This is a genomic window from Aliirhizobium cellulosilyticum (assembly GCF_014198105.1).
Taxonomy (GTDB): Bacteria; Pseudomonadota; Alphaproteobacteria; order Rhizobiales; family Rhizobiaceae; genus Neorhizobium; species Neorhizobium cellulosilyticum.
This window is the reverse complement of record NZ_JACIGW010000005.1, coordinates 259,257-274,899: the sequence shown is the minus strand read 5'-3', so window position 1 is coordinate 274,899 and position 15,643 is coordinate 259,257. Positions and strand designations below refer to the sequence as shown.

At 59.0% G+C, this 15,643-nt stretch carries 12 protein-coding genes; 3 read left to right on the top strand and 9 right to left on the bottom strand.

The annotated features are described in order from the left end of the window. Positions 1-8 precede the first annotated feature (8 nt). The 4 genes from GGE33_RS20565 to GGE33_RS20550 all read right to left on the bottom strand — a co-directional run bounded on the left by GGE33_RS20565 (position 9) and on the right by GGE33_RS20550 (position 5,678). Entirely contained in the window at positions 9-941 is a 933-nt protein-coding gene (locus GGE33_RS20565) for a SurA N-terminal domain-containing protein (protein WP_394353680.1), read from the bottom strand. A 140-nt stretch (positions 942-1,081) separates the two neighbouring features. Further along, positions 1,082-3,415 carry an LPS assembly protein LptD gene (locus tag GGE33_RS20560; protein WP_183827298.1) on the bottom strand — a complete coding sequence of 778 codons (2,334 nt, stop codon included), beginning with the start codon at positions 3,413-3,415 and terminating at the stop codon, positions 1,082-1,084. Beyond that, a complete protein-coding gene (lptG, locus tag GGE33_RS20555) occupies positions 3,415-4,503 on the bottom strand; it encodes an LPS export ABC transporter permease LptG (RefSeq protein ID WP_148145391.1) in 1,089 nt (362 codons plus the stop codon). The genes GGE33_RS20560 and lptG overlap by 1 nt, the downstream gene beginning before the upstream one ends. Beyond that, positions 4,500-5,678, bottom strand: coding sequence for an LptF/LptG family permease (locus GGE33_RS20550; RefSeq protein ID WP_148145390.1), 1,179 nt, complete (start codon positions 5,676-5,678; stop codon positions 4,500-4,502). Before GGE33_RS20550 ends, lptG begins: the two co-directional genes overlap by 4 nt. 248 nt (positions 5,679-5,926) lie before the next feature. Here GGE33_RS20550 and GGE33_RS20545 point away from each other — a divergent pair, with 248 nt between their 5' ends. Further along, a complete protein-coding gene (locus GGE33_RS20545) occupies positions 5,927-7,411 on the top strand; it encodes a leucyl aminopeptidase (RefSeq protein WP_183827296.1) in 1,485 nt (494 codons plus the stop codon). Next, positions 7,411-7,860 carry a DNA polymerase III subunit chi gene (locus GGE33_RS20540; protein ID WP_183827293.1) on the top strand — a complete coding sequence of 150 codons (450 nt, stop codon included), beginning with the start codon at positions 7,411-7,413 and terminating at the stop codon, positions 7,858-7,860. The genes GGE33_RS20545 and GGE33_RS20540 overlap by 1 nt, the downstream gene beginning before the upstream one ends. A gap of 24 nt (positions 7,861-7,884) precedes the next feature. Here the strand turns inward: GGE33_RS20540 and GGE33_RS20535 are convergent, their stop codons facing one another. The 5 genes from GGE33_RS20535 to GGE33_RS20515 form a co-directional block, all read right to left on the bottom strand. Next, entirely contained in the window at positions 7,885-8,757 is an 873-nt protein-coding gene (locus GGE33_RS20535) for a polysaccharide deacetylase family protein (RefSeq protein WP_183827290.1), read from the bottom strand. Between the two features lie 177 nt (positions 8,758-8,934). Next, a complete protein-coding gene (locus GGE33_RS20530) occupies positions 8,935-10,977 on the bottom strand; it encodes a prolyl oligopeptidase family serine peptidase (RefSeq protein ID WP_183827286.1) in 2,043 nt (680 codons plus the stop codon). 184 nt (positions 10,978-11,161) lie between these two features. Beyond that, on the bottom strand, positions 11,162-13,048 hold the full coding sequence (locus GGE33_RS20525) for an ABC-F family ATP-binding cassette domain-containing protein (protein WP_183827284.1): 1,887 nt from the start codon (positions 13,046-13,048) through the stop codon (positions 11,162-11,164). Between the two features lie 61 nt (positions 13,049-13,109). Continuing rightward, complete coding sequence (locus GGE33_RS20520) at positions 13,110-14,144, bottom strand: GGDEF domain-containing protein (protein WP_183827281.1); 1,035 nt, start codon at positions 14,142-14,144, stop codon at positions 13,110-13,112. 125 nt (positions 14,145-14,269) lie between these two features. After that, positions 14,270-14,782, bottom strand: coding sequence for a DinB family protein (locus GGE33_RS20515; protein WP_183827277.1), 513 nt, complete (start codon positions 14,780-14,782; stop codon positions 14,270-14,272). A gap of 150 nt (positions 14,783-14,932) precedes the next feature. On the opposite strand from GGE33_RS20515, the gene GGE33_RS20510 reads away from it, so the two are divergent. Then, on the top strand, positions 14,933-15,625 hold the full coding sequence (locus GGE33_RS20510; protein WP_183827274.1) for a glutathione S-transferase family protein: 693 nt from the start codon (positions 14,933-14,935) through the stop codon (positions 15,623-15,625). Positions 15,626-15,643: the final 18 nt, after the last annotated feature.

Here is a 15,643-nt window from a genome sequence, read left to right as displayed (position 1 = left end):
GCCTTGGGTCAGCGACGATCGATCTGCGCCTTGGAGCGCAACTCGTCGAGATATTTCTTGTCGTTCGGATTGGTGCCGCTCTTCTCGGATTTGCCAAGGTCTTCGGCACGGAACACGGCTTCCGCGGCAACGTCGTCGGAAACCTGACGCTGGTTGCAGATCGCAAGGAACTCGACGCCACGTTCGGTGATCTTGGTAGCGGTCGTCCCATTTGGAGACGCCTTTTCGATCAGCGGTTTCCAGTCATCCGGCAGGTTGGGTGTCATGACGCGGCCGAGGTCGCGAACGGATACGTCCATCATAGTCGCCGCAAAATCCTTTGCCTGATCGCAGCCCGGGAATTTCGACCGGGATGCTTCCGCTTCCGATTTGCGCTTGTTGATGATCGCATTGCGCTTTGCCGGCGGAACGACGAAGATGATCTGCTTCAGGAAGTATTCGGTGGTGACCGGCTTTTCCTTGCTCTCCATCATCCGGGTGACCAGCTCCTGGCTGGACATGCGGCTGCCGCCGCCGCCATAACGGGCGTTGAGCAGCCGCGGCCAGCTCATCTGCACGGCGATGAAATTCTTGAAATGCTGTGACGTCACGCCAGCCTGATCGAGGATCTTGCCCATCTGGTCAGGTGTCATCTTATTGCTGGCAGCAAACCGCGCGAAGGACGCATCGACATCGTCGGTGCTGACGGACATCTTGACGCGAGCGATCTCCTGACGCTTCAGTGTCTCGTCGATCAGCTGTTCACGCGCAGTATTGCTGTCGGCCTTCTGGCGCTGCAAACGAAGGAAAGCCACCCGACGTGCAACGTCGGCAGTGGTGATCGGCGTGCGGTTGACCACTGCGGCGACGCCGCTGGTCTGGGCCGCGGCCACGATGGGATCGATGACGAGCGAAGCCGCCAGTGCAGCCATGGCTATCGCCAGTCTGCGCGTTCCGATCACTCCAAACATCAGTCCACTCCTCTTGCGCTCGGACTTGTCATGCGACTTGCGGGTCGCCTTTTACTATAAGCGTGCCCGAATGCGCAATCGTTGCGGCAAAACCATGACGGCGCCATCAGAGCGCCGTCAATTCTGCGCGATCAATAACGGAAAGTCTGTTGTTTGTCGTAATCGCTTGTCGATCCGATATTCACGTCGCCGAGCGTTCTGAAGCTCAGGCGTGCGCCGATGCTCCAGTCGTTCGCCTTGCTCGAGTCTGTCTTTTCGGTATAGGCGATCGTGAAGATCGTGCACTCGTCCGCATAGCTGAAGCCCAGCCCACGGCGCGTGACTTCGTTGTCGTCCAGATCCCACGTCGCCTTGCCGGAAATCGACCAGTTCTCGTTGATACGGAAGCTCATCGACTTTTCAAGGATATTGGTCGAGCTGGTGGAGCCATAGTCAGGCTGAGCGTCGACCTTGGTGTAGACGAGCTTTCCGGTCACGCGAGGCGTCTTGTAGTCGAAGCCGACATCGGTACGGCGGATATCAAACGTATCCTTGTCGAACCGGGTGTTCGTGGACAGGCTGAAACCCTGCGGCAGGTCGATCGCCGCCATTGCGACAAAGTCCGACACGTCGTTTTCAAGACCGGAATTGGCGCCAGCATTGACGAGATCGGCGCTGGCGAAAGAGTTCTCGCCGGCGAGCTGATAGGACTGGCCGAAAATGCCGCGCAGGCCCACACCGTTATCGAACGAGCCCGTATACCGGATGCCGACATTGGCACGTGTGCCGCCTTCGATCCGGTCATAACCGGAAAATTTGTCGCGTTCGAACAGACTTGTCGCGTCAAAGACGAAGCTCTGTGCATCTTCGTTCGGCAGGCCGCCCGCCATCTGCTCGTCGGGACGGGCATAAATCTGCGCTATCGGCTCGATGATATGGCTGCTGCTGCCGGCCGTGATCAGGAACGGATAGCGAGCTTCAAGACCTGCGGTCGCCATGTAACGCCCGCTCGGATCGTCTTCCAGTGAACCGGAATAGAAGGCGCCGGCGCTGGATGAGGTGCTACGCAAACCGTCGCCGCGCAATGCCAGTAACGGCGTCAGCTGCAGTCCCTGATCCGTAGTGATTGTGCGCTTCCATTCAGCTTCGGTCGTGAAGCGGGTGTAGCTGCCTTCAAGGCCAGGGAAGCGATAGCTATCGACCCCTTCAAGGTAACTATCCTCGGCGCGCCGGGAAAGGTTCGTCAGATTGGCATTGATCGACAGCTGGCCGCCGAAAACGGGTTCCGGTGCGAACCAGCTATAGTCCAGAACCGGATAAACTATTGCCTGCTGACGCTCCAGCAAGCTGGTCTTCGCATCGTCCTGCTCATCGAAGTAATAGCCATGCAGGTCGAAATAGTTCCGCGTGCCAAGACCGGTCAGGTACACGTCATTGGTGAACGTTTCCTGGTCGAAGCCTTCAAGGTTATATGTACGCGAAAAATTGTTGTCGCTCTGCACCATGACGTCCCAACCGAACGTCCAGCGCGGATTGATGTGGAACTCACCCTTGGAGGCGCCCATCACTCGGGTATCGGCATCCCTGTCGGCTGTGCCGAGGTCAAACGAACCGGGATTCTGCTGGTTGATACCGGCGAAACGGAAGGTGTGCTCGCCTGTTTCGAACTTGTTGCGGATCTCACCTTCGACGAGCAGGCCCTGATTGCTGTAATAGGTCGGTGTCAGCGTGGCATCCATGCTTGGCGAGAAGACATGGTAATATGGGACGCTTATCCCGAAGCCGAGATTATCGTCGGCGCTGAACCTCGGGAACAGCAGGCCTGACTTACGCTCGACGGTTTCGTCGGGAACGGTGATCGGGAACGGCAGCCGACCGAGCGACATGCCGAACAACTCAAACTGGGCGTTTTCCAGCCGGATCGTGTGGGTCTGGCCGTTGCGAATCACACGCTGCGCTTTGACCTGCCACAACGGGGCTTTGCCTGGCGTCTGGGCGCAGGGAAGGCAGGCGGTATAGACGGTATTGTTGAGTACCATCACGTCGCCGCTTTGCCGCTCGGCGCTTTCCGCTGCAAGGCGCGTATTATCGGTGGTCTCGACACGCAGGGAATTCAGGAAACCCTGACCGAAATCGTCGGTAACATCCAACTCTTCGGCATAGACGCGCGTTCCGCCCGGCTCGATGAGCTCGATATTGCCGGACGCCATGACGCGTCCGCTCTTCTGGTCATATTCGACCCGCTGGGCGACCATGCGGTAACGATTGTAATAAATCTGCACACCGCCGCGGGCGGTGACGCGTTGAGCATCCTGATTATAGGTGAGCTCGTTGGCACGCAGAAGCATCTTCGCGTCGTCCGATTGGACAGGCACGAGACCTTGCGCATGCACGACATTCGTCGTGAAGCCACATACGAACGCAGACACACCTGTCAGCAGAGCGGCGGCAAGCCGTCTTATATTTCTGCGGTTACTGACCGCCACTAGCCGTCCTCCTGATGAAGCAAGATCGTAGCCCCCAATGCCGTTGCGACGATGACTGGTATCCAGACCGCCACTGACGGAGGAATCGCTCCGCTGCTTCCGAACGCTTTTACAAGCACGCTGACGACATAAAGCACGAAGCCGGAAACTATGCCACCCAGAATCATGGATCGGGACTGGGCGAAGCGACTGAATTTTAACGAAACTGTTGCAGCAATGAGAGTCATGGCCACAAGCAGGATGGGCAGCGACAGAAGCGAGTGGAATTGGGTTTCCAGCGCCTTGGTTGAGATGCCGAATGATCGGCTGATTTCGATCTTTCGGGAAAGATCAAGGAATGCAACGTTTTCAGGCTGCTCAAGGCTCTCCTGAAGGTATTCCTGTTTCAGGTTGGTACGAACCTGTTCCGTCGCCTTGCGCGATGGAATCTCGCCGGGGCGATTCTCCAGGACATCGGTAAGAAGCCAGTAACCATTTTCGAGTTTTGCTGTGCGCGCGTCCTGCCGCATGATCACCGCGCCACCCTTGTCGAAGTGGAAAACCACCACATCGATGAGTTCTGCGCCCTGATCCTTGTAGCTCTTGGCGCCGATGATGACATCCTCATCGTCGCTGATTTGGCGAATCCATGGCACGAACTTACTGGCCTTGGCGCGATTGCTCGCCTGCCGCCAGCTGGCTTCCATGGAAACCGATTCGCGTTGACCCCAAGCACCGACTGGATTGATGACCAGGATCGTGAACAGGCCGAGCAGGAAGGAGCCGACAATGAACGGGAAGATGAACTGCCAGACGGAAATACCGGCTGCTCGCGTGACTACCAGTTCGTAGCGGCGGTTCAGCGCGATCAGCACGGTCATGCCAATGAAGAGGCTGAGTGTCGGTATCGTCTGCTGCAGGATGAGCGGCAGGCGCATGAGCGTAATGCCCAAGGCGCCGAGAACACTGTACTCGGCAAGGCCCGAAAGCTTGCGCGTCGTCTCGCTGAAATCGGCGAGCATGATGATCGCACTCACCCCCAGAAGGAACCAGAAGGTGGTCACGACATACCGCTGGAAGAAATATCGACCAAGCGTGGAGAAGATCATGATGCACCTCCACCGGAATTGGACGATATCTTCAGGCGACGCATCAGCATGCTGTTCATGCGCCCGATGTTTCGGGTGATGGTGCGCGGCATGTGGAGCTGCCGGTTGGTTGCCAGCATATAGGAAGAAATCACGATCGTGACGAGCGGGATCGCATAAACGAGCGGCATGTAAGACGGGCTGCGCTCCACTAAGTTCGTCGCCGAAAAGCCGAGCCAGCGCAGGCCGAAGGCAACGATCAGCGCATATATCATCGGATGAACGCGCGCCTGCCGATGCGAACGGCTACTGCCGGCGACGACCAGCGAGACCAAGGCAAAGGCAATTGGATAAAGCCAGTCGGAAAGCCTGCGATGAAGCTCGGAGTAGAACTTGCTGGGTGATCGCTGATAGGCAGGATCATTCGGGTTGGGATTAAGCAGGAAGCCGAGGCCACGGTCGCCCGAAGACATAGGCAAGGCTTCGCCATCCGACTTGGTCATGGCTGAGAGATCGAAAGCATATGAAACGAAGCGGATAATCGAAATGCGGCCATCCGGGGTTTTACGGTGAACCTCTCCGTCGCGCATGGTCAGAGACGTGCCGCCCGGATCGACCGAGCCTTCCTTCGCATAATAGATCAGGTCGAAATTCGGGTCCCGATAGTCGACGACGAACAAGCCCTTGAGCAGACGGCCCGAATTCCGTTCGGAAATCTGCACGTAGAGACCCTCTTCGATGCTCCGGAAGGTCTTTTCCTCGATGACGGAAGAGAGCAGGTCGGCATAGGCTGCTGCGATCATCTGGCGCACGCCGAGCCGCGATGCCGGTTCGAGAAAGTTTGTAACCGAAAAGGAAACGATGCCGAGCACGACGGCCAGCCCGATGATCGGCCGATAAATGATGCTGCGGCTGGCGCCTGCCGCGTCGATAACCGGCAGCTCCGAGTCGTTGTTCATCGCTGTCAGCGTCTGGGTGATGCCGATGACGAAGGCAAACGGCATCACGACCGGCAGGATCGTCGGCAGGATATAGCTGGCAAGCAGCATGAACGAGCCCATCGACTGGCCCGTGTCCGTGACCAGATTGATACGCCCCAGCACCTGAATGGTCCAGATGATCGTAAGCACTGGAATGAGTGCCACCAGGAACATCTGGAATATCCGGCGCAATATGTAAGTTTCGAGAAGCTTCATTCCCGTCCGACATTTTGCTGCTCCGCCATCCCATGATGACGCTGAGCCTATCTATGTGATCGATGAGGTCTTTGCGACAGATGCCACGTCACAAAAATGTTGGCTAGCCGACTTTTATTTTTTGTTGTGACATTTCAAAACGGGTGACATTCGCCCGCAGACAGCCAAGCCTTGCCTTGCCGGGGTTGCCTTCGTGGCCGAAAGGGTGAAGATCGGGCCATGTGCGTATAAAAAGACGTGGAGTGCCGATGTCCGTTCAACTGAATATCTCCTTTGCCAAATCTTCTTCCGTGGCTGCTTCTCTGGCCATTCAGCTCAAGCTTTCCGGCGATCTGCCCGCTTCTGGTCTATCCGAGGTCGATCCGCAGGGTGTCGGAGCGCGGGCAGCCGGGATCGCCAAATTTTCCGCAAAGGCGATGACTGTACTCGATGTGATCGCACCGCATGGCTCAGACGCGGATCGCCTGACGGTTATCGGGCTTGGAAAGCCGGATACGCTGACTGTTTATGACTGGCTGCGGGCCGGTGGTGTCGCTGCCGCAAATCTCAAGAACGCCAAAAAGGCCGTCGTATTTCTCGATGTACCGGGCCTCGACGTGAGTGCAGCCCAGGCCGCCGATTTCGCTCTCGGCATGCTGCTGCGTTCCTACGCGTTCGATAGCTACAAGACGGCTAAGAAGGACGACGATAAGCCGGCAACGGTCGACGTGAAGATCGTAATGGCTGGGCATGCCGCTGCAAAGAAGGCATTTGCCGCAACTGAAGCAATCGCCAGCGGCGTTGTGCTTGCCCGTGATCTTGTCAACCTGCCGCCGAACGTACTTGGCCCTGTTGAATTCGCCGACAAGGCCAAGGAACTGAAGGCGCTGGGTGTGGAGGTCGAGGTTTTGACCGAAGTCGAGATGAAGAAGCTCGGCATGGGCGCGCTCCTGGGCGTGGCACAGGGTTCTGTCCGCCCGCCGCGTCTGGTGGTCATGCACTGGAACGGCGGCAAGGCAAAGGACAAGCCGGTTGCCTTTGTTGGCAAGGGGGTCGTCTTCGATACGGGCGGCATCTCCATCAAGCCGGGCGCCGGCATGGAAGACATGAAGGGCGATATGGGCGGCGCCGCTGCCGTCATCGGTCTGATGCATACGCTTGCCGCCCGCAAGGCAAAGGTCAACGCCGTCGGCATTCTCGGCCTTGTGGAAAACATGCCGGACGGCAACGCTCAGCGTCCGGGTGACATCGTCACCTCCATGTCCGGCCAGACGATCGAGATCATCAATACCGATGCCGAAGGCCGTCTCGTTCTGGCTGACGCGCTTTTCTACACCAAGGAACGTTTCAAGCCGCGTTTCATGGTCAATCTTGCGACCCTCACCGGCGCGATCGTCGTGGCTCTCGGCAATGTCCATGCTGGCCTGTTCTCCAACGATGAGACGCTTGCAGGCCAGTTGACGGCAGCAGGAGAGACGACCTCCGAAAAGCTGTGGCGCATGCCGCTTGCCAAGGAATACGACAAGATCATCGATAGCCGTTTTGCCGACATGAAGAACAGCGGCGGTCGTCCCGCCGGTTCGATCACGGCAGCGCAGTTCCTCAAGCGTTTCGTCGGCGACACGCCCTGGGCGCATCTCGACATCGCCGCCACAGCGATGAATTCGCCGCAGACCGAAATCAACACGTCCTGGGCGTCTGGTTATGGCGTGCGCCTGCTGGACGAACTCATCCGGGCGAATTACGAGGGCTGATGACCGAAGTTCTCTTCTACCACCTGACCGAATCGAAGCTCGAGGATGCGCTGCCGGCGCTCCTCGAAAAAAGCGTCGAGCGCGGCTGGAAGGTGGTTGTGCAGACGAATGACGAGGCGCGCCGAGACATGCTCGACGCGCATCTGTGGACCTTTCGCGATGAGAGTTTTCTGCCGCATGGCACCGATGCCGCGCCTATGGCTGAAGCCCAGCCGGTGCTTCTGACTACAGCGAGTGAAAACGCCAACCAGGCGACCGTCCGCTTCATGGTGGACGGTGCCGCCCCACCGCCGCTCGACCCTTACGAGCGCGTCGTCTTCATGTTCGACGGTTACGACCAGAGCCAGCTCGAAGGCGCGCGCGCCGAATGGAAGCGGCTGAAGGGGGAGGGGCATGCGCTGACCTACTGGCAGCAATCGCCCGAAGGCCGTTGGGTGAAGAAGGCCTGAGCGGCCTTCTTCCTAATCCCTCACTCAGTTGGTGGCAAACAGCGGCTTGGTGATCGAGGCGACGAGCATGTCCGAAGAGGGCTTGCCGTATTTCAACTGCACCACCTTGTAGCCCTCGGCCTTGAGTTGGGTCAGCAGCGCCGGCAGCATCGCGGCGGTGCGCGGATGAATGTCATGCATCAGGATGATGCCCTTGCGATGCGAGCGCAACGCCTCCATCGTCCGTGTCGCGACTGCGGCCGGCGTGTCCTTGAAATAGTCCTTCGAATCGACTTGGACATCCATGACAACCATCTTGTGGCTGCCCATCCATTGCCTCAGCTTCTTCGAATCGGCGAGGTAGGGGAAACGAAAGAAATCGGCCTCGACACCGGTTGCTGCCTCCACGGCCTTACGGCCCCTCTCTACCTCGGCAACGGCTTCGTCGAATGACAAATGGGCGAGATCCGGGTGGCGATAGGTATGGCTGCCGATCGTATGACCCTCGGCCACGACTTCCCGGGCAAGGTCCGGATGCGCTTTGGCCATCTGGCCGACCATCATGAACGACGCCTTCACTCCGAACTGATCAAGCGTGGCAAGGATGCGCTCGGTCTTTTTCGGCATTGGTCCGTCGTCGAAGGTAAGTACGACTTCCTTGTCGCGCAGCTTGATCTCTGAGATCGAGCTGACCGTCAGTTCACGTCCGGCAAGTCCGCCCATCTTGTTAAGCCGACCCCAGGCAGCGGGCGTTAGCGCAACCGGCGACTTTGCATCGTCCTTGGGTTTCAGCGACCCGGCGGCTTCACCGGCGGCAAAGGCTGAGCTGAGAGACCCGCCTTCAGAAGGCGGCTTGCCTGCGCAGGAGGAAAGAAGGCTGATGACAACAGCAGCGGCACAGGCAGCACGGACCGGCATAAAAGGTTCTCGATGAAAAATGACGCGTGAATCGGTTCGCGTGATCTTTCGTCGAACATGGTTAATGGGTCGTTATTGCTGAATGTTTGCCCGTCCGCGCTTAGCTCTTCAGCGGTAGTATCCGAATGCTGCAAAAGTGGAAACCGGAAGCGTGCGCCTCCGGTTCTCTTTATCAGGTCAGTCTCTCATGATCGTCTGGCGCAGGAAGCTGTAGCCCATCGCGCGGCGTTCGGCCATTTCGGTCGTGTCGCCGGCGCCGCCGTGACCGCCCGATCCGTATTCCCGGAAGAAGGGCTCGTGACCCGCATCGATCAGTCGCTTGGCGAAACGCCGCGCATGAGAAGGATGCACCCGATCGTCATTGGTCGAGCTTTCGATATAGATCGGTGGATAGGTGATCTCGCTCTTCGGCTTCACCTGATGCAGCGGCGAATAGGTGAGCATCGCATTGAGATCGTCGGCCACGTCCGGATTGCCGTATTCGTCCATCCAGGCGCGTCCGGCCGGGAATATGTGGAAACGCGACATGTCGATCACCGGCACCGAGGTCCACATCGCGCCAAAATCATTCGGGTAGCGCGTTGCCATGACAGCAGTCAGAAGCCCACCATTGCTGCCGCCGTTGCAGGCGATGCGGGATGGCTTGGTGTAACCGCGCTTGACCAGATCGCGGGCGACCGCGACAAAATCCTCGAACGCCTTGTGGCGACCCTTGCCCTTGGCGACCGTATGCCAGTCAGGGCCAAGCTCGCCTCCGCCGCGGATATAGGCCTGCACGAAGGCGCCGCCCTGTTCTAGCAGCATGCCGTAGGCGCCGGAATAGACGGGCGAAAGCGATACGCCGAAACCGCCATAGCCATACATCAGTACCGGCAGTTCGCCTTTGGTCCAGTTGCGGGGTAGGGTGATGTGATAGGGCACTCGGGTGCCGTCTTCCGAGATTGCCTCGAGAAGTTCCGAGGTCATACCCTCCGCATCGAAATAGGCGGGCGAGGTTCCGGTCGGGACGAGCTCGCGTTTGGCATTGTGATCCGTCAGGTCGAGACGGAAGCTGCTGGCGGGTAGAAGAAAGCCCTGGCCGATGACGGTGAGGATTTCCTCGCCGAGCGTCAGGTTGGCATCGAACATCCGGAAGCCGACCGTCTGCAGCTCTTCCGGCAGAGGCAGTTCTTCGGGTTTGGGATCGGGCTTGGTCAGGTCGACCAGATAGAATTTCGGCACCATACGATCAACGACGATGAAGACGGCCCAGGTCTTCAGCAGCGTGAACTGGGAAACCGACTGGCCGTCTTTCGGCGAAAATAGAACGCGTGGGTTTGTCAGCGGCTCTGCCCCGAAAGGATGAAAATCCTGCAGGATGAGCGTGCCGGTCGGATACCGCTCGTTGGTCTTCGCCCGCCAGATCGCATGGGTGTGATTGAGGTCGCTGTCGCTTTCGACGGGCAGGTCGAGGCGCACGATATCTCCGCTCGCGTTGCGGATATGCACGCTCGCCTTGCCGATCTCGTGGCCGACGGTGAAGAACTCGATCTTCGCCTCATCCGGCTTGCCGCCCCAGAACAGCGGATCGATGACGCTGGCTGCGCCATAAACATCGTCCTTGCCTGCCTCGAACAGGATCGGTGCATCCTTGGGATCGACGCCGCGCTTGAGAATGCGACCGACCCGCGGCCAGCCGGAGTGGGTGGCGGAAAACTCGTCGACAGAGCCGAAATAGGCGATCTCGTCCGGGCTCAGCCATGCCGCATGGGCGCGCGCCGTCGGCGTGTCGAAGCCGCCTTCGACGATCGTCCTTGTTTCGGTGTCGAATTCCAGAAGCCGCAACTGATCCGAACCACCGTCGGAGAGGATCAGCAAGACCCGCGTCGGTTCATAAGGAGAGGTGATCGCGCCTGAATAGATCCAGCGCTTGCCCTCTTTCAGACAGAAGGCGTCGAAATCGAAGACTGTTTCCCAGGCAGCATCGTGCCGTGGCTCAACGTCTGCCGGCAACCGGCGCCAGAGCCCAAGCGGATTGTCCTTCGAGCGATGGAAATCGAACAGCCATTTGCCGCGCCGCACCGGCACGATCAGCCGGTCCTCGCGCTCGATCATCGCCTTCAGCGCGTCGCGATCCTTGTCGAATTCCGGTGTCCTGAACTGGCGGTCCGACTTGCTGTTCTGCTCGGTAACGAAAGCGATCGTGTTCTGGTCGTCGTCTGTTTCGAGAAACAGGTTCATCATGGCCTCCTCGTGTGCTCGGGAAGCCTCTACCTATGCATCACGAAGGGCGGTGGCAACCGGCCTGACGGCATTTGTGCTGTCCGTCATCCTTGGGCTTGTCCCAAGGATCTGCTGTCATTCCGGCTGGCTGCAACGTGAGTAGATTCTCGGGACAGGCCCGAGAAAGACGTTGCAATGAAAGTCACCCCGCCATCGCCTCTTCATATTCCGAGGACAGCATCAGCCATTCCTCTTCGGCGGTCGAAAGCTTTGCGGCGGCCTCGCCTCGCTCCTTGGCCTTTTGAGCTGCCTTAGCCGGCGCCTTTTCATAAAGGGCAGGGTCCGCAAGTTCTTTATCAAGCGCCTGAATCAGCTTCTCAAGCTTGGCGGTCAAGGATTCGATTTCGTTGATCTTTTTCTTCAGCGGCGCAAGCGAGGCTCGCTTTTCGGCATTTGCCTTGCGCTGGTCGGCCTTGTTGACCTGTTCGTCTGCTGCAGCCTGCGATTTGTCGTCCTTCTTGCGGCCTGAAGCGATGATCAGCTCACGATACTCTTCGAGGTCGCCCTCGAACGGCTTGACCGTGCCGTCATTGACCAGCCACAGCCGGTCGACGGTCGCCTCGATCAGGTGGCGATCATGGGAAATCAGGATGACGGCGCCGTCATAATCGTTCAGCGCCTCGATCAGCGCCCGGCGGCTGTCGATGTCGAGATGGTTGGTAGGTTCATCGAGGATCAGAAGGTTCGGCGCATGGAAAGCGGCAAGCCCCATCAGCAGGCGTGCCTTTTCGCCACCGGACAGATCCTTGGCGGCGGTATTCATCTTTTCGGTTGCAAGCCCCATCTGCGCGACGCGGGCACGTACCTGCGCTTCCGCCGCCTGCGGCATCAGCCGGCGCACGTGATCGACCGGCGTTTCGTTGGGAATCAGGTCATCCAGCTGGTGCTGAGCGAAGAAACCGATAGAGAGTGACGGCGGCAGTTTCATCTCGCCGCCATCTGTCTGCAGGCGGCCAGAAATCAGCTTGGCGAAGGTCGATTTGCCATTGCCGTTGGAGCCGAGCAGCGCGATGCGGTCGTCATTGTCGATGCGCAGGCTGATATTCTTCAGGATCGACTTGCCGGGTTCATAACCGACCGATCCCTTGTTGATTGCAACGATTGGCGAGGCGGGGATCTTTTCCGGCTTCGGAAAACTGATCGGTTGGACATGGTCCTCGATCACGGCCGCCACCGTACCCATGCGCTCCAGCGCCTTCACCCGGCTCTGGGCCTGCTTGGCCTTGGTTGCCTTGGCCTTGAAGCGATCGATGAAACTCTGCAGATGCTTGCGCGCGGCGTCGTTTTTTGCCTTCGCCTTCATCTGCAATTCGTCGGCTTCGGCCTTCTGGCGCTCGAACTGGTCGTAATTGCCGCGATAGAAGGTCAGCTTCTGCTGGTTGAGATGCACGATCGAATTGACCGCGTTGTTCAGCATATCGCGGTCGTGCGAAATGACGATGACCGTGTGCGGGTAACGGCGCACATAGTCTTCCAGCCACATCGTGCCTTCGAGATCGAGATAGTTCGTTGGTTCGTCGAGCAGAAGCAGATCAGGCTCGGCAAAAAGCACGGCCGCCAGCGCCACACGCATTCGCCAGCCGCCGGAAAATGACGAGGCGGGACGAAGCTGGGCTTCTGCATTAAAACCGAGGCCGGCAAGAATGCTCGCTGCACGCGCTTCCGCCGAGTGAGCGTCGATATCGACGAGCCGCATCTGGATTTCGGCGATCCGGTGCGGGTCGGTTGCCGTTTCGGCTTCCGCCATCAGCGCCGTGCGCTCCTTGTCGGCGGCCATGACGATGGAGATGAGCGACTCTTCCGTGCCAGGCGCTTCTTGTGCAACCTGTCCGATCCGGGCATTCTTCGGGATCGTCACGGATCCGCTCTCGACAATGAGATCGCCGGTGATGACGCGGAAAAGCGTCGACTTTCCCGCACCGTTGCGGCCGATCAGGCCGACCTTGGCGCCCGCCGGGAGCGAGACGCTGGCGTTGTCGAGAAGCAGACGGCCTGCAATGCGGGCGGAAAGGTCAGTAATCGTGATCATGGCGGCGGTTTTGGCCGAAACACGCTGTCAACGCAAGGGATCGCCCGGATCAGATCGCAGATTAGACGCCCGATCGGCCGGTGTCCCCGTGAATGATCACATTGGTGCGCGGATAGGCCCGTGAGGCTTCGGCCGCAAGCACGGCCTGCTGACGCAGTTGCTGCGGTGAAAACGCCTCAGTTGCCATGGAGGCTCCCATGGAAAGCCGGATCGCCGGCGTGCCCTCGGAGGTCGCGAAGACGAGATTGTCGTTGATCGAAGCGGTCAGGCGGTTTGCTATCGGCTTGATCGCATCGCGGCCGACATGGCGGAACAGGAAGGCGAATTCTGCCTTGCCGATGCGCGCGAGGAAATCGTCCTTCTTGATCGTCTTGCGGAAGATAGCGGCGGTTTTCTTGACGATTCGGGTGGCTGCTGCCTCGCCATAGGTATCGGCAATGTCGGAAATGTCGCTGACGGCGACGAGGAAGAGTGCCGTATCGCGGCTCTCGTTGTCGTCCGCATAAAGCGCTTCGAGCTTTTCGGTGAAGGCGGCATGGTTCGGCAGTCCGGTCATCCGGTCGCGCAGCATCACGGCGCGGGCGCTGGAGGCGTCCTGTTCGGCAACGGTGAGAAGATTGGCGCCGGAACGCAGGGCGGCTTCGAGTTCCGTTTCTGCGACCACGGCATCGGAAAGCGAGACGCTGAGATATTCGATTTCGGCAAGGATATCGCCGGGGCCGGCGCCGTTATCCTCGCGCAGACTTTTTGCAACGGCTTCCAGTGCTCGGCTGAAGCCACGCTTCTGCTCGGCGCCGCTCGCCATCTTCTCGCGCAGGCTGGCGATCAGCAGGATATCCGGATTGCGGGATTTCGGCAGGCCGCTGGCAACAAAGCCCGGCAGTTGGTAGCGGATGCCGATCTCGTCCAGCGCCGTCTGGTTAGGTGATACCGGCAGGGCCATGACTTCGCGCGACAGCCCGACATCGGTGCCGCAATGAGCCTCGTAAAAGAGCTCGTAATTGCGCGGCAGGCCGTTCACCTCGATGCGGGCCATATGTTGGCTTACCGCCTGCAATGTCCTGTCCTGAGCTGCTTTTCGGGCCTGGGTCGGCATCCGTCGTCTCCTGATCGTTCGTGCGTGAAGACGATTGATTGCGACAGCGCGTTAACATCCGCTGAAATACGGCCATGGATTGCAATTGAGGCTCGGATTCGTGCGAAAGAGGGTTAAGGCCCAGTTCACGACATCCAGTGTTTTCCATCCGTCCTCAGAAACGCAATCATGTCGAGCACGATGGAGGGCTGGCCGAGCGAGGTCAGGATCGTGTGGATCTGCCCGCGATGGTGGGTCTGGTGGTTGAACACATGTGCCAGCATGCCGGCGAGCGGATCGGTGACCGGAACAGGATTGCTGACCGGCGTATAGGTCACAGCGCGCTCGAAATCTTGCGGTGAAAGCGATTTTGTCAGTGCGACAAAGCGATCGTCTTCTGCTTTCCGCGCTGCGCGAAGCTCGGCAAAATCCTCGAACAGGATGACATTCAGCTCCATCGGCGCCGTGCCGCTACCTGTGATGCGCCTCAGCCAGATCCGGTCGGCGACAAGAAGATGGTTGAGCGTGCGATGCGCAGAGCCGAAAAATGCGCCGCGGTCGGCACGGTAATCCTCCTTGCTCAGGGCTGCGCAGCCATCATAGACACGGTTGTTGGCCCAGTGGTTGTAATCGGCAAGCATCTGGAAATGGCGCTGCATATGGTTCTCCCGCGTGGCCCGTTTCGAGAATTTCCATCTACAGCAAAGCGCATCACGCGGGTCTTATGCAACGCATGAAATCTTCTGATTGGATTGCAGCCAAATTCCTGCTCATCATCAAAATTCTAACGGATGACTAGGAGCCCCTTGATGACCACCCGTATCCTCTATTCTCTTTGCGGTGCCGACGAGAGCCGCCCTTTCTCCCCGCATTGCTGGAAGGTGGTTCTGGCGCTGAAGCACAAGGGGCTTGATTTCATCGAGAAGCCGACGCCCTTCACCCAGATCCCGGAACTGGAAAACGGATTTTCCAAGACGGTTCCGATCCTGCGGGACGGCAACGAACTGATCCGCGACAGTTTCGATATCGCGCTTTATCTGGAGGAGCATTATCCGAACCGGCCGACCTTGTTCGGTGGTGAAGGTGGCAAGGCGCTGTCGCGGTTCGTCGAGCGTTTTTCGCAGAGCATCATCCATCCCGCGATCACCGGCATCGCGGTTGCCGATATCCACGACATGCTGGACGAGACCGACCGGACCTATTTCCGGACGACACGCGAGAAGATGCTTGGCCGGTCGCTGGAAGATCTGCGCGCCGGGCGTGAGGCTGCGGTTGCAGGCTTTGCAGCAAAACTGGAGCCGATGCGCCAGATGCTCGGTTATCAGGATTTCATCGGCGGCGATGGTCCGCTGTTTGCCGATTACATCCTGTTCGGTGCCCTGCAGTGGATGCGGATCACCACCGGCGGGAATGTGCTGGCGGCCGATGACCCGGTTGCAGCGTGGTTCGAGCGCTGCCTCGACCTTTACGAGGGCGTCGGGCGCAGTGTGACGGCGGCGTGAAATTCGGCTTCGCGGGGT

Coding starts and splice junctions, on each gene's coding strand:
- lptG (WP_148145391.1), bottom strand. CDS start 4,503: ATGATCTTCTCCACGCTTGGTCGATATTTCTTCCAGCGGTATGTCGTG.
- GGE33_RS20550 (WP_148145390.1), bottom strand. CDS start 5,678: ATGAAGCTTCTCGAAACTTACATATTGCGCCGGATATTCCAGATGTTC.
- GGE33_RS20545 (WP_183827296.1), top strand. CDS start 5,927: ATGTCCGTTCAACTGAATATCTCCTTTGCCAAATCTTCTTCCGTGGCT.
- GGE33_RS20540 (WP_183827293.1), top strand. CDS start 7,411: ATGACCGAAGTTCTCTTCTACCACCTGACCGAATCGAAGCTCGAGGAT.
- GGE33_RS20535 (WP_183827290.1), bottom strand. CDS start 8,757: ATGCCGGTCCGTGCTGCCTGTGCCGCTGCTGTTGTCATCAGCCTTCTT.
- GGE33_RS20530 (WP_183827286.1), bottom strand. CDS start 10,977: ATGAACCTGTTTCTCGAAACAGACGACGACCAGAACACGATCGCTTTC.
- GGE33_RS20525 (WP_183827284.1), bottom strand. CDS start 13,048: ATGATCACGATTACTGACCTTTCCGCCCGCATTGCAGGCCGTCTGCTT.
- GGE33_RS20520 (WP_183827281.1), bottom strand. CDS start 14,144: ATGCCGACCCAGGCCCGAAAAGCAGCTCAGGACAGGACATTGCAGGCG.
- GGE33_RS20515 (WP_183827277.1), bottom strand. CDS start 14,782: ATGCAGCGCCATTTCCAGATGCTTGCCGATTACAACCACTGGGCCAAC.
- GGE33_RS20510 (WP_183827274.1), top strand. CDS start 14,933: ATGACCACCCGTATCCTCTATTCTCTTTGCGGTGCCGACGAGAGCCGC.